Below are 13531 nucleotides of genomic sequence, written 5' to 3'. Positions count from 1 at the left end.
GTTCCGGAATGAGGATCGTCTGCCTGAAGGGTTTCCGCTGTCATCGAGTCCTTGCGGCCGCATTTTTCGCAACGGACCTTTGCCCGCACCTGATCAAGGTTCCCGATCTCTTCTCGGAGTTCGAGAGGGTTGGAGAAGCGCTTAAGGCGTTGGCGTCCCGGATCATTGCAAATTACATGGCCGGACTAGTGGACGAGGAAGAACTACTGTCGGCTTCCCGGCAGGCGCTTGGACGGCAAGTGCAGACCTGAGCGAATCCCCTGGCTAGAATTGGTCCGGAACCGTACAATAGCAAATCGTCAGCAATACAACATGGCCGCTGACGCTTGGGAGCGACTGTCGCACTCTTGGCCCAATACGAGGCATTGGTGTAATGGCGGAAGAACAAGGGCGGCTCGGCCCGAAATCTGAAATCGTCAGCGAGCTCGCGCGAGAGTCAGGCGTATCCGAACACCACATACGCGAGATAATGTCGCTGGTCGGCTTCGATCGCGGCTCAATCCTGAGGGAAGCTCGTCTCCTCAAAAAGAACAAGTAGGGCCGGCGGTTTTGCACGGCGTCGGCGGCATCTGGTCCACCGGAAATGCATTCTGGGCCGAAGCATCCTTCTGGTTGCTCGGCTTTGTCCTGTTGATGAGCGCTGCCGCGGCGCTGGCCGGCTTTACCGATTTTCTTGGAAATTCAAGGGTGCGGTCCATCAATGCAGCGAGGCACCATATGGTCGGCAATGTCGTGGCCATGGTGCTGGCGCTGGCCAGCTTCATGCTGCGCCTAAGCGCCGGTGCCGCCGAGGGCGCCTTGCCCTGGGGCCTGGCGCTATCAACGATTGTCGTTCTGCTGCTCGTCTACACCGGCTGGAAAGGCGGAACGCTTGTCTACGAACACAGGGTAGGCCTCCATCCCGAAGAGGGTGAGGATCTCAACTCCCGCCCGGAATTATCCCGATAGGTTGACGAATGGCCGAACTGCGGGGAGCCGTCGTCGTGGTCGCCGGCGCCTCGAGCGGCATCGGCAGAGCGACTGCTCTAGGTTTGGCGCGCAAAGGCGCACGGCTAGTGCTGGTCTCAAGAAACGCGGACGCACTCGACAAGGTCGCCAAGGAGTGCGCCGGCTTGGGCGGTGAGGCGCTGACCTTTGCCACCGACATGGCGGACGATGCGGCCGGTGGAGAATGCGCAGCTTTGCCGTGTCGCGTTTCGGCAGGATCGACGTGTGGGTGAATTGCGCCGCAGTCCTGCTTTTCGGCCGCTTCGAGGAAATCCCGCCGCATGTGTGATCAGGACGTTTCTGGTGGATGGCGCCGGTACTGAACAAAGCTTGTGACCAGTCGGATGCGGTGAGTGGAAGAGCCCGCCGGCTTCCCCAGCCCCCTTGGGGTGCAACCTGTAGTGAATGGACTGGAAGACAATCTTGCCGTCCTGAATGACGGAACTGTCGGCGCCCTCAATGGCGTCGGACCTGGACGAAGTTGCCGACCAGATCAGCAGTGCATAGGGGCCGCGGACCTGTTTTGCGATGTAGTTGAACTCACCTTGAGGCAGCTGCTCGCGCAGGCGTTTGGACGACAGGCGGACGGCATCATGGCCTCTAAATTCGAATTCGCGGTCAAGAGGACCACGTCCACAGCATAGTTGCGCCTAAGATCCTCCTCGATGTCGCCAGCGGCGCGAAGCCTCAGATGGTCTTCGAAAACCCCCTCTGCGGCCGAGCACGTCATGTCTCCTTTGCAGTACCGGAAAGGCCGTGGACAGCCGTCTCGTCCTTCGCGATGCTGAACGGATGCGACCGCGGTTTGTTCCTGAGGCCAACATGCGCTGGAGCCGGATTGCCTTGCACCCCCGATCACAAACGAATGAGAACATTCAATCGGGGTCCTCATGGCTTCCGCCATCGACATTCTGGCATGCTGACCAGCGACGAGGTCGGCAATTGTCCAGGACTAGAGCGGCCGGCCAGGTGCGCTTGCAGCGGTGCCGGGGGGACCTCACGCTCCAAGGCCGTCCTGGCCTTCGCCAGCGACAACCACAAGGCCTGCAAAAAAGCTTCATCTGCTTGCGGTGTTAATCCGACCTCCTTGCAATGTTCAACGATCCTGTCCTGAATCGACACTGCGGTTTCATACCGTTGGACAACCCTTGCCAGAACGTCCTGACAGGTGCCAATCGCCACCTCCCGAATGTGGTCAGCGACGGGAGAGAGGGCAGCACGGGTGACATCATGAGCAACGGGGCGTCCCGATCAGTCGGATGTATTCCGCCTCGGGCTGCCCATAAGAACGATCCGCCAACGCGCGTCTATAGCAATAGCTTCAGCCTTCAATTGAACAAGCAATCGTGCGGGGACTGGTCCTCACCCATGACCAGGGCTGATCCGGTCATACCGTCAAAGCCAATAATGCCAACCTCGGCCTCGACCTCAGCCCGAAGCTTCGCCACCATTGACCCGAGACCGCTCTCGAAGAAATCGAGGTGTCAATCGGGACCGAGGCCTGCTCCAGGTGCGTCGTCAGTCCCAAGTGACGGCCTTCGAGGTGAGGCTGCAGCAATGTCAGATCCGGCGCGCTCAGGCGCCGCAACAGTTCGTTCTTGAACGAGGTTTCCATCTGCGCTGTCTCCCGATCGGGGCGGAAGCGCGATGGTCGCTCACAGCTGACGACGCCCTAACAATTGTCGACAGTCAGGGGAAAGTATACCTAAAAGGGCCGGGAGTCTCAAAAAGCTACTATGCTGACCAGAGAAGCTCGTCACTTTGGCGATCATCAAGATGCTGCTAACAAGCAGTGTCCACCTCTACTGGTCGAAGGTTGCCTTCGCAATCTGGTGTGCGTCTTTTTTCGAAGCATACGGCCCCAAACTGATTCATCCTGTGGGGAAGCCAAGCGGTATCGACGCTGCCTGAAAACTTACGCGCAAGCGCTCCACACTTTCGGGGCGGCGCTTTGTCGATCGCCCAGAGTAGCCAAGCACCCCTTCTTTATCCCATAGTATTCGTCTTCGCCTATTGCTCCGGAACGGCAGAGGTTTGCGGACGATTTCGTGCTGCTTCGGCAATTTCCGGGATGTATTTCGTCGCGGTGCAGCTTCGGTTCACATTGGCGCGTGCGTCGAATACCTCTTTCTCGCAGACCCGCTTGGCGAGCTCGATAGGCACATGAACTGCCAGAGGCACTTCCACCTCGGAGATTCCAAGCTCCCGTGCGATCTGCTGTTTCACTTCGTGCCTGCCAAGCGAAACGTCGACGCCGACATCCTCGGCATCTTCGGTTGTCGATGATGCGCCTTGCCCCGGAAGATCTTGCTGCTCGGTCTGAGCAAATGACTGCACGGCAAAGAGTTGCAACGCGAACACGGCGAGCGGCAAAATTCGTTGGAATACTCTCATGCCTGGCTCCTGCAGGTGCCTTTAACAACGGCAAAGTGTTTGAAGCGTTCCAGAGGCGGGGATGCGCGCGCTTAGCGGCAGTCGAGGCGGGTTTTTTCTGTTGGCGTGGAATACGATATGGCGACCATGGTTGGGTGCCGACAGCCGACTGTGCTGGCACATCGGAGTGTAGGAAGTTGCCTACCGAGAAAGAAAGACAAGCCAGGAGACGAGCGCGCCTCGGATGCTGCACGAGGATTGACCGACATTGAGCCTGCGGCACGAGACGCAAAGACCGCGGCTTCGGGAGCAGCGCCTGAAGGCCGCACTTGCTGTGACGTCGGCCCGCGGCATCTAAACCGAAGAGGACACCAAAACCGCGAAAGCCTAGCAGTCACTTGCACCACACGGGAGCTTGCATTCAACCCCACGGTGCTCAAGATCCAAGTAGGCTCTGCAGCTCTCTAGGCTCAGAACGTCGTGCACCCAAGTTAGATCCTGCTGCAGCAGTCAGGACTACCCCAGAACGAATATGGCCAGCAGGGCAACAAAGAGAACAAGGGCGATCGCGGCGCCCCAGATGAGGACCTTTCCGGTGCCGCGTTGCTCTTCCTCGCGAGAAACGTCTTTCGCCATTCCATGCATCCTTTGCGAAGGTCCAAACTGAGCAACGTGCCGTGCCAGGCTGTTCCCAACGCTCTCGGAGCTGCGTATTCCGACGAAGCCGGCCATCGATTCCGATTTGAAGCCGGCCGGTCATTCCGATTTCAATCCGGCCGGTGTTCCGATTTGAAGCCGGCCATTTTTCGGACTGATCCTGGGTCTCGTTGATGTTTGGATTGGGTTTCGTTTCAGGTCAAGCTTGAGCTGTTTCAGACGCTCTTGGCGAGCGCTGTTTTCGCATGCTTTCACCGGTGAGATCGATGCGATAGGCGTTGTGAACGAGGCGGTCCAGGATGGCATCGGCCAGAGTTGGGTTTGCAATGATCTCGTACCAGCGATCCAGAGGCAGCTGACTGGTGACGATTGTCGATCGGCGTTCGTAGCGGTCTTCAATGATCTCAAGCACATCACGCCGCTGGTCATCATTGAGTTTTTCCGGTCCCCAGTCATCGAGAATGAGAAGGTCGGTTTTGGCAAGTTGCTTGAGGATCCGGCCATAACGTCCGTCGCCTCTGGCAAGGGCAAGAGTTGCAAACAGCCTGGGAACGCGGTGATAGGCGACGGAGAAGTCTTCGCGGCAGGCCTTGTGGCCGAGAGCGCAGGCCAGCCAGCTCTTGCCCACGCCCGCCGGCCCGGTGATGAGAAGACTGTGATGCTTTCTGATCCAGTCGCAGCCGGCGAGCGCCATGAACAGATTGCGGTCAAGACCGCGTGCGGCACGGAAGTCGGCATTCTCGATCTGTGCGTCATGGCGCAGCTTTGCAGCCCTGGCGCGGGCTTCGAAACGCTTCTGGCGGCGCATGGTAGCCTCGCGCTCAAGCAGCATGGCAAGCCATTCGCCATGCTCGAGGCCGCGTGCTTCGGATTGTGCGTCGAGCTCCTGGAAGGCGGTGGCCATGCCATGAAGGCCGAGTTCGCGCAGCATGTCGATGGTGGGATGGATAAGCATTGGTGTGTCTCCTCAATGAAAGTAATCAGGGCCACGCAGATTGGCGTGATCGACGATGGCGGTCGGTTCGGTGGAATGCCTTGCGGCCTTGTGATTGGCGATAAGCGAGGCAATGCTCTTGCAGTTCAGGCCACCGATCTCGACAGCGCGGGCTGACACAGCTTCGGCGCGATCGCGTGTGACATCGCGAAACAGGCGCAGGACACCCAGGCATGTTCGAAAGCCTTGTTCAGGATGTGGGCGGCTGGCGAGGATTGCGACAATCAAGCCTTCCGTCTCGGGGCCGACGGATGCGGCCCAGCGACGGAAGCGATCTGGCGTCCACTCGGCATAGCGCCGGTGGGAGCTGGGCATGTGATCCGGATCGGTTCCATGGCGAGGACCGCCATAGCGGCGCTGATGCACCGCGACGCGCTTGCCGCGGTGGAAGATCTCGATGGTGCGTGCCGTTGCTCTCAGATCGACCTGCTGGCGAATGAGGCTGTGCGGCACGGAATAAAAGAAGGTCTTGAACTCGACGTGGTAATCCGTCGAGACGCGGGCCAAACGCCATTCGGCAAACTCGTAATCCTCCAGTGGAAGACTGGCCAAAGCCGGGCGCTCGACACTCTCGAACAGCTGCCGGCGACTGACGCCCAGCCGGCGCATGACGTGATCATTGATGCGATCGAGTGCCTGGCGAATGGCGGCATTGGCCTCGGCCAGCGAGAAGAAGGTCTGATTGCGCATCCGCCCCAGAATGCATGATTGGGCGAAGCGGACGCCGTTCTCGACTTTGGATTTGTCCTTCGGCCGTCGCGGCCGTGCCGGCAGGACACCGACACCATAGTGGGATGCCATCATGCCGTAGCTGCGGTTGATCTCGGGATCGTAGAAACTGGCGCGGCTGACGCCAGACTTCAAATTGTCGGGAACGACCAACCGGGGAACGCCTCCGAAGAAACGAAACATCCGAACATGCGAGCCGATCCAGTCGGGAAGTGTTTGTGTCCATGTTGCTTCAGCATAGGTGAAGCTGGATGCGCCGAGCACTGCCACGAAGATCTCTGCCTCGCGGATCTCACCGGTCTTGCGATCAACAATCGGGATCTTCTTGCCGGAATAGTCGACGAAGACCTTGTCGCCGGCCGCATGCTCCTGGCGCATCGTCGGCGAAAGCCGCTGCTCGAAACTGCGAAAGAGTTCGCAGAAGCGACTGTAGCCGTATCCTTCGGGATGCGACCCACGATACTCCTCCCAGAGGATGAGCAAGGTGACACCGGGCTTCTTGAGCTCGACGGCAAGATCGGCCCAGTTTGGTTCTGTGCGTCTTCTCGTGCCCTGTTTGACGCCGTTGCGAGTGAAGAGTTTGTTCTCGAGCGCATCGTCGGTCAGTTCGCCCGGCAAGGGCCAGCTCAATCCAACCGCCGCTGCGCGCTGCAGATTATCCTGCACCGTGCTGCGCGCTATTCCCAAGACGACGGCAATCTCGCGGGAGCTGGTCCCGCTTCCGGCAAGCCGCAGCATTTGTCGTAACTGTCTCATGGTCAGCCTTCTCTTTGCCGGCATCAAAATCTCCCCGTTCATCGCGGGGCATTTGATGCCAAAGTTGCTGACCCAGGAGGTAATGTTCAGTGCCGAAAACTGGCCGACTTTTGATTGGAATGGTGGCCGGCTTCAAATCGGAATGGTGGCCGGTCTTTGATCGGAATGGCGGCCGGCTTCACGTCGGAATCCGCACTCGGAGCCAACTTGGTGTCAGTCCAACTGCCGGTTGCCGTAGGGCTTCTTCGCTCCAGCGCTATCGGCAATACAGCGCGGCTCTCCTCTGAGCGCGACCGCAGCTCCCTTCAGGCAAGATGCGCGAGCAGACGGATATCTATCTGACCGAAAGCAAAAGAAACCACGCGTGCCCCACTGAAAGCACAAGCAAGCGCAAAGGTTCCTGAACTGATGCTCGGCTGGCGGGAACTTGCTCGCCAGCCGAGTTGAGTTCAGGCGGTGGTCGGGGGAGATCAGCCAGCCACACGCTGGTGATTCCAACCTGAGCCGATGTGCCTATCAGCAACCTTCGTCGGTCTTTTTCACCTGGCCCGGCGCGGCGGTGTTGGCTGCCGTGTCCTGCTGACCAGGCGCCGCCTGCTGAGCGCTGCCAGTCTGCTGGCCGGGCGCGCAGTCCCTGGCCGAGTTCGGATTCGTGGTGCCGCTGGTGGTCGTCGTGTCGGTGCCTTGATCGCCGGACATGTTGGTCCCGCTGCTCGTCGTGCCGGTGCCCTGATCCGTCGTGCTGGGCATGGTCGTCGTGGTCGAGGTTCCGCTCGTCGAGGTTCCGCTCGAAGTTCCGCTGGTCGTCTGGGCAAAGGAAAGCCCGGCCGACACCGCCAGCACGGCCGAAGCCAAAAGGATGCGTTTCATCTTCTTTCTCCTGTCTGAATGCGCGGGATGCGCCTGGCAAATTGAACAGGCAGACAGAAGGAGTGTTCCCCGATGACGTTCAACTTTTGTAACTCTGGTCGTAGGTCAGCCTTAGGATGGCCGGCGTATATTAGAACCTCATGACGGCGGCTCGAGTCGAAAAGCAATCAACGAGCGGAGAGGCCGTCGCGTTCCTTGTGACTGCGGTGGCGCGGTGAGGCACAAGGCTCAATGCGGAGCGCCAGCGGCCGCGATCAGCGCCTCGTCGAGAATCCACTTCAGCTTCGCCGAGCGCTGGTAGCTTCATCTGCTTGCCGTTCTTACTTGCCGGGAACGACATGCAGCGGTCGCAGTATGCCATGCGGGACCTTCAATATGTCGCCGTATGTCGCCGCGTCGGATGGCCAGGAAGCGGCCAGTGCCAGTTGGACTTTGTGATGGAGCGGCGCAGCGGCGAGCGTCCACGGGCCGTTTTCCTTGCGCCGATCTTCCGCGATCTTGGCCTTTTCCACGCATCGCTGCAGGATTTTTCGCGAGGTGAATTGAGACCCGCCACGACGCTGATCTCTGCGACGGTCAAGGCCCGTTCGGCGGGCTCTACTCCGGAACAATGTCCTCTTCTGAAAGTTTCCTTAGATCGCAAAGGAGATTCGAGATGTCAGAAAGCCGCGAATGGTTTGTCCAATGGCTTAGAGATGCCCATGCCATGGAAGAGCAGGCCGAAACGATGTTGAACGGGCAGTTGGGTCGCATCGAGAACTATCCCGAGCTGAGCGACCGGATCCGACAGCACCTCGACGAGACGAAGCAGCAGGCTGCCCGGCTGAAGACTTGTCTCGATCAGATGGACGAGGGTTCATCCACGATGAAGGACGCTGGCGGTAAGCTGACGGCGATGGCGCAATCGCTGAGCGGCGTCTTCGCTGGAGACGAGGTGATGAAAGGATCGCTCGCGAGCTACACGTTCGAGCACATGGAAATCGCCTCCTACACGATCCTGATTGCCGCTGCTCGATCGCTCGGCGAAACGGAGGCTCTTCGGGTTTGCGAAGAGAATCTGCGAGAGGAAGTCGCGATGGCGGATTGGCTGAAAACCCGTCTTCCCTCGACGACCGAGCAGTTCCTTGCGCGGGCCGAAGCGGACAGCGACAGCGCCAAGCGGTGATCGGGTAGGAACGTAGTGACCGTGAACTGGGTGATCGGGATTCGTCCGCTAGCGCGTCCCCTTCGTGAACGCTGGGCAACGAACACGCCTAGCAGGCGGTCCCGAGCTGCGCATTTCGAGAAATTGCAACGACGAGCGATGCTAATATTGCGGCGTCGTCACTTAGAGAGTTGAAGCGTTCGTCTGCGCAAGCCTGGTCGAATACGCATTGGCACTAGCCAAGATCGGAAGGGCTAGCGCAGCGCTCGGCGAGATCAAGCTTGAGGGGGCGTGTTAAAACGTTCGAAACGAGGTCGCGATAGCGGAATGCCCGAGAACACTCGTCCCTGATCACTGAGCAGTGCGTGCGCGGGCACCGGCAGCGCCAAGCCGGATCGAAGAAAGTTCGTCCTGACAGCGGACAGAGCGCGCCGTTGCGGTCACGTTATGGGGGTCGGCAGCACTTGCACGGTTCGGGGTGAATTCCGCTTCAGCCGGTCGCTGGCGGTTTCGCTGAAGGCCGTGACCGACCGGCCGACGATCATCATGCTCGAAGGGGTTGACCGCTTTGTCCGATCTTCTCCGCCGTGCGCATCGTCATCGCGCCGTCCGTGGTTCCAGAATATGCAATCCGATGGCTGAACTCGTCGGGACTCGATAAATGTGAGCGCGGCATCATACTTTGCCTTCAGGACGACTGTTTCTCTGCAATGACCTCTGTCTACGCTCATCCAGTTCGGTCGGTGTCCATCCGGTCATTCAGACGTCGTTGATAGGCAAAGCCGACAGCCGCGGCGACTGCCAAACCCGCCGCCGCCAGAAGGAGTTTGTCCTCGGTATGCTCATTGCCCGATGCGTCTTGAACAGCTAACGAAGCTTCATCGAAGGGTGCGGATGCTTTTGCGACAGTCTCGCCCTGGTGCGGCCCAACGCCGCTATGGCGGATACCCGCAGCCAGACGTTCTGTCTTCTCTTTAACAGTTTCCTCGGCCACGCCGGTCAACTCGGCAGCTTCGCGTTTTATTTTGCCAGCCGTTTCAAGAGCGAAATCACTGACGCTTTCCGCCAAATCGCTAGATTGCTCCTTCAGGCGCTCCTTGGCGTACGATAGGTGATCAATCTGCTGCTCGCCGGGTGGCCGGGCTGAATTGGTCCGCAATAAGCTGATCAATCCCGCTCCGACGAGTGCGGTTGCGATCGGCGGATGGCGGAGGAAACGCCACCCCAAACCGGCCCCTATCGCCAAAGCAGCGCTCGGATTGGCAGCCGCCTTGGCCTTGAGATCGTCAATAATCGCCTGCGCCACCGATTGCATTGAGGATCTTGCTTTCTCCACCAGCGCATCCTTTGTCTCAAGCGCTTCGTGTTTCAAATCATCGGTAAACTCGGACAGCATGTTTGGCGACCGAAGTGTCGACAAGTCGTCGGCGAGCTTAGCCCGGGCAGCCTCAACTTCGTATTCAAGATGCTCAAGTTGCGGATCCGCCATCATAAATCTCTCTTGCCACCGGGGCGGGCAGGTTTGCTCGACCGAGCGTTGCCCGCCCGCTGCGATTTGGCCGTTACTCCTTCCGAAGGGGTGGCGCTGCCCGGGTGCAGCTTGGCGGCCGGACTGGATGGACCGCTAGATCCACGTGGGCTTGGCGAAGACGGCTGCACGGATTCACTTGATTGCTGTTCTGATAAGGCGCTTCCAAAGGTGCCCGCAACGTCCTTTGCGACCTCCTTGAGGCCGTCCGAATTCAGCCCATGTTCCTCGGCGGCGCTTTTGAGCCGTTCGCCCGCCTTTGCTGTCGAGGACTTCAAGCGTTCCCCAGCTTTTTCAGCAGCATCCGTCAATCGCTCTCCTGCTGGGCCGAGCGTGCGCCTCTCGACATCGCTGGCCGGCAAAGCAGCAGCTATAGCGGCACCAGCTGCGAAGCCGGCCAGAACAAAAGCCAATGGCTGTTCTTCCACCATGCGGCCAATCGTGTCTTGCAACGTTGATTGGGCTTGCTGCACCACGCGCCCTGACTTCTCGGATACGGAGCGACCGGCCTGTTCTGCGTATGACGCGGCGGATGATGCGTACTGACTTGCGGTTTCACTCACCTTCTCCCCAATGCCGGCTAAATTGTCGCGCATGGCCTCTGCTGTCTCGCTAGCCTCTTCCTGCGCTTTGGACGTCCCGCCGCTGGCGGTGCGTACGTGCGGAGCATTTTGGCGCCCGTCGGTTGCACGGGATTGCTCGCGATGCCCGGCACTTGAACTGCGGCTGCGCATTAGCAGCGCGCACCCTGCTGCGACGAGCAGAAGGCCTTCGGGATTGTTCCTAGCGGAGCTGAGAAGCCATTCTTTCGTTCCAAAATCCTGGACCTGTGAATTGCGGCTCATGTTAATTGCTCCTTGGTTGTCGCAATATCCTGCTTTATTTGGCTTATGGAGTGTGTCGGCAGAAGTTCTTTTTGCGCATCAGCGCGGCCCCGATAGTAGGCGAAAGCAGCGGCGAGGGCCGTTGCGGCCGCGACGATCAGACACGACCAGTGCAGGGCCATCCCTAAGCTGGCTATTCCAAGTACGAGGGCTTGCACTAGAAGCAGAGCGGCGACCACTCCCAGCACGCCAGCAGCAGACATCCACACACCTGCTTGGAGCTTCGTTGAGACGTTGGCGGACAGCTCCGCATGCGCCAGGCGCAACTCTTTTTGAAAGAGGTCCGCGACGTCCGCCAACACTGCCGACAGTGCTTGAGGGAGAGGCGAATTCTTCAGTTGTTCCTGTGCCATCAGATCAGTTCGCTCCCTGCCGCCTTCCCTTGTTGGACTCTGGTGCGGGAGGCGCGCTCTTCAGTGTGCGGAACGTCAAAAAGCCCGCTACGGCGGCCAGCCCAAACACCAAACCCGGCTTGCGCCTCGCCAAATCGGACGCTGCAAGAACCAGCTGATCGACGGACCTGTCTCGCAGGTCGTCTGCGTATCCATCAAGCCTATTCGCGAAGGTGCGCACGACCCCAGCGACTATCGGTGCGTTTGCGTCGAGGTCCTCGGCCGCACGCTTGGTCGAACTCGCCAGTTGGCCCATCACCTCGGCGCCGCTGCCGACCTGACGGTCCAACATCTCCTTCACCTGATTGGTCACGGTGGACGCGCCACCAACGGCCGCCCGTTTGGCGGTTTCCGCTGCCCCTTGCGCTATGTCGGACGCTTTGGATAACGTGCCGCTTACGGTCGCTCCTATGTCTTCCGAGGTACCGTCACCAGCTCTTACCGCAGTCGGGGGACGCCGTTCAGAATTCCGGTTGTTCATGGTTTCCTCCATTCGAGGAGCAAACGGAGGTAAGGCCCGTTGGTTCCCAATGAGTGACTATCTGGGGTGTCAAGTTGCGTTTGCGAACTCGTGGCGCGCATCGCGTGCTTTTGCATTGGGAATGATGGGTAGCTTGCGGGCGGGCGCAATGCGAATAGTCATCTTTTCCTTTCCTGTCTGAAGGCGCGGGGGGATCATATCTGGCGACGGTGAGCGCGATGAGGAAGAGGCTGGAGCGCGGACCTTTACGGCCGCCGCGCACCGGTCTTCGACCGCTGCGTCTGCCGCTGTCATTGGCGATCGGCGCCAAGCCCACGAGTTTGGCGATGGCCTTATTGGAAAGGTGTCAATCTCGGACAACTCGGCCATCAGGAGTACGCGGGGCCCTTGACCGAACCGAAGGCCTGATCGAGACAGGCCCACAGCGGATCGTCGTCGAGTAGCGAGGCGATCTCGCCCTTCAAGTCGGCGGCTCTGACGCTTGAGCAGAACAATGAACCTCGTCGAGGCTGGCGAGGTTTCGGCATCGGCGACGATGCTTTTGCGTTGCTTCTGGATGGTGAGATCGCCAGTCACCTGGGCAAGCCGGGCGACCAGCGCCTTGAGCCGTTGCTCACGCTCGGCTGCAGCCGCTCGACGATGGCGTGCAAATTGATCTGCGCGCTACGCGTTGCGCTCGTCCAAACGCGACTGCTGGTCGGCGGCATCGGCCGGTCCGCCCAGTGTGTCGGCGACCGTGGCACCTCGCGCACCCATCGGCTGCTGCGCACCTGTGGTGGTGTCCATCGCTGTCTGATGCTCCATCTCGGAATTCAGCTCCGCACCTACAACCAGGATAATCACAGAAATCCAAGTCCACATCATCAAGCCGATGACTGCCCCAAGAGCTCCATACGTGGCGTTGTAGTTGGCGAAGTTTTCAAGATAATAGGAGAAGCCTATCGAGACTGCGATCCAGACCACAGCGGCGAGGAAGGCGCCCCATGTCGCCCATTGCCACTTTGCCCTTTCCCGGCTGGGTCCGTAGCGGTAAATCAGCGTGATCCCGACGCCCACCATGATCAGCATCATCGGCCACCGAAAGATCCGCACAAGGGCTTCGGTCCAGCCGCCGAGGTTCAGCAGCACAAGCATGGCCGGCACAATCCCCACCGAGATGATAAAGCCGATACCAATGAGGATGGCGCCAAGTGTGAAGCCCAAGGCCAGGAGATTCAGGTGGATGAAGCCGCGCTTTTCACTCTCCTCGTAGGCGATGTTCATGGCTTCGAATAGCGTCTTTATGCCGTTACTGGCGCTCCACAGTGCGACGGCAAGGCCGAAGATGAAGCCGAAGCTGAGCGCGCCAGCCTTCTGAGCGGCCAAGGACGCAAGCTGAGATCTGATAATATCCAGACCTCCCGAAGGCAGTACGCCGCCAAGGAACGCAATGTGCTCAGCGATGGTCTGAGGGTCGGCGACGAAACCATAGATGGACACGAACGCGGCAAGCGCTGGAAAGAGGGCAAGAAGCAGATAGAATGCAGCCCCCGCCGCGATCAGCATAACACGGTCCTCGGTTATCTCAGCAAAGACCCGCCACAGCACGTCCTTCCAGCCGCGGCTGGGAATCTCTGACGGCCATTCGGCATTGCGTCCGCGGCTCTCCCGTTCGGCCCGCCGCTCAAGTTGCACTTGACCTTCGTAAGCGTCCTCGGTTGGTTTCTTCGACATGGCCGCCGGTCCGGAGCATCTTC

General features: G+C 59.6%; 15 protein-coding genes and 1 pseudogene. 5 read left to right on the top strand and 11 right to left on the bottom strand.

All coding sequences use genetic code 11. From position 1 onward, the window contains the following. Positions 1-8 precede the first annotated feature (8 nt). From NKJ81_RS20225 to NKJ81_RS20215, 3 genes are all read left to right on the top strand, one after another. On the top strand, positions 9-251 hold the full coding sequence (locus NKJ81_RS20225; protein WP_352473700.1) for a hypothetical protein: 243 nt from the start codon (positions 9-11) through the stop codon (positions 249-251). Between the two features lie 298 nt (positions 252-549). Next, the gene (locus tag NKJ81_RS20220) at positions 550-948 is read left to right on the top strand and encodes a DUF2231 domain-containing protein (RefSeq protein ID WP_352473698.1); all 399 of its coding nucleotides are present in this window, start codon (positions 550-552) and stop codon (positions 946-948) included. Between the two features lie 8 nt (positions 949-956). Continuing rightward, on the top strand, positions 957-1220 hold the full coding sequence (locus NKJ81_RS20215; protein WP_352473697.1) for an SDR family NAD(P)-dependent oxidoreductase: 264 nt from the start codon (positions 957-959) through the stop codon (positions 1218-1220). Positions 1221-2997: 1777 nt separating this feature from the next. Here the strand turns inward: NKJ81_RS20215 and NKJ81_RS20210 are convergent. The 3 genes from NKJ81_RS20210 to istA form a co-directional block, all read right to left on the bottom strand. Continuing rightward, on the bottom strand, positions 2998-3381 hold the full coding sequence (locus NKJ81_RS20210) for a hypothetical protein (protein ID WP_352473695.1): 384 nt from the start codon (positions 3379-3381) through the stop codon (positions 2998-3000). 835 nt (positions 3382-4216) lie between these two features. Further along, on the bottom strand, positions 4217-4972 hold the full coding sequence (gene istB / locus NKJ81_RS20205) for an IS21-like element helper ATPase IstB (RefSeq protein ID WP_125007203.1): 756 nt from the start codon (positions 4970-4972) through the stop codon (positions 4217-4219). 12 nt (positions 4973-4984) lie between these two features. Next, the gene (istA, locus tag NKJ81_RS20200) at positions 4985-6496 is read right to left on the bottom strand and encodes an IS21 family transposase (RefSeq protein WP_502901966.1); all 1512 of its coding nucleotides are present in this window, start codon (positions 6494-6496) and stop codon (positions 4985-4987) included. On the opposite strand from istA, the gene NKJ81_RS20195 reads away from it, so the two are divergent. Beyond that, positions 6495-6656, top strand: a complete 162-nt coding sequence (locus NKJ81_RS20195) for a hypothetical protein (RefSeq protein ID WP_189556919.1) — start codon at positions 6495-6497, stop codon at positions 6654-6656. The two genes, istA and NKJ81_RS20195, sit on opposite strands and share 2 nt — an antisense overlap. A 356-nt stretch (positions 6657-7012) precedes the next feature. On the opposite strand, the gene NKJ81_RS20190 is transcribed toward NKJ81_RS20195, so the two are convergent. Then, complete coding sequence (locus NKJ81_RS20190; protein ID WP_023680319.1) at positions 7013-7366, bottom strand: hypothetical protein; 354 nt, start codon at positions 7364-7366, stop codon at positions 7013-7015. Between the two features lie 320 nt (positions 7367-7686). After that, positions 7687-7878: a hypothetical protein gene (locus tag NKJ81_RS20185; protein ID WP_023680339.1), complete on the bottom strand. Its 192-nt coding sequence runs from the start codon at positions 7876-7878 to the stop codon at positions 7687-7689. Between the two features lie 143 nt (positions 7879-8021). Here NKJ81_RS20185 and NKJ81_RS20180 point away from each other — a divergent pair, with 143 nt between their 5' ends. Then, the gene (locus NKJ81_RS20180; RefSeq protein WP_352457928.1) at positions 8022-8531 is read left to right on the top strand and encodes a ferritin-like domain-containing protein; all 510 of its coding nucleotides are present in this window, start codon (positions 8022-8024) and stop codon (positions 8529-8531) included. Positions 8532-9237: 706 nt separating this feature from the next. On the opposite strand, the gene NKJ81_RS20175 is transcribed toward NKJ81_RS20180, so the two are convergent. From NKJ81_RS20175 to NKJ81_RS20150, 6 genes and pseudogenes are all read right to left on the bottom strand, one after another. Beyond that, a complete protein-coding gene (locus NKJ81_RS20175) occupies positions 9238-10002 on the bottom strand; it encodes a hypothetical protein (RefSeq protein WP_352541497.1) in 765 nt (254 codons plus the stop codon). Next, positions 9999-10883, bottom strand: a complete 885-nt coding sequence (locus NKJ81_RS20170; RefSeq protein ID WP_352541496.1) for a hypothetical protein — start codon at positions 10881-10883, stop codon at positions 9999-10001. Before NKJ81_RS20170 ends, NKJ81_RS20175 begins: the two co-directional genes overlap by 4 nt. Continuing rightward, the gene (locus NKJ81_RS20165) at positions 10880-11275 is read right to left on the bottom strand and encodes a phage holin family protein (protein ID WP_352457931.1); all 396 of its coding nucleotides are present in this window, start codon (positions 11273-11275) and stop codon (positions 10880-10882) included. The genes NKJ81_RS20170 and NKJ81_RS20165 overlap by 4 nt, the downstream gene beginning before the upstream one ends. A 4-nt stretch (positions 11276-11279) precedes the next feature. Next, positions 11280-11627 (bottom strand): hypothetical protein, encoded by a 348-nt coding sequence (locus NKJ81_RS20160; protein ID WP_352457932.1) that lies wholly within the window; start codon positions 11625-11627, stop codon positions 11280-11282. Positions 11628-11864: 237 nt separating this feature from the next. Next, positions 11865-12410, bottom strand: a pseudogene (locus tag NKJ81_RS32675) (transposase); the annotation flags it as partial. Positions 12411-12458: 48 nt separating this feature from the next. After that, on the bottom strand, positions 12459-13508 hold the full coding sequence (locus NKJ81_RS20150) for a YihY/virulence factor BrkB family protein (RefSeq protein ID WP_352541495.1): 1050 nt from the start codon (positions 13506-13508) through the stop codon (positions 12459-12461). Positions 13509-13531 lie beyond the last annotated feature (23 nt).

It is taken from the genome of Mesorhizobium sp. M0018 (genome assembly GCF_040323955.1).
Classification (GTDB): domain Bacteria; phylum Pseudomonadota; class Alphaproteobacteria; order Rhizobiales; family Rhizobiaceae; genus Mesorhizobium.
This window is presented reverse-complemented; position numbering and strand designations above follow the sequence as displayed.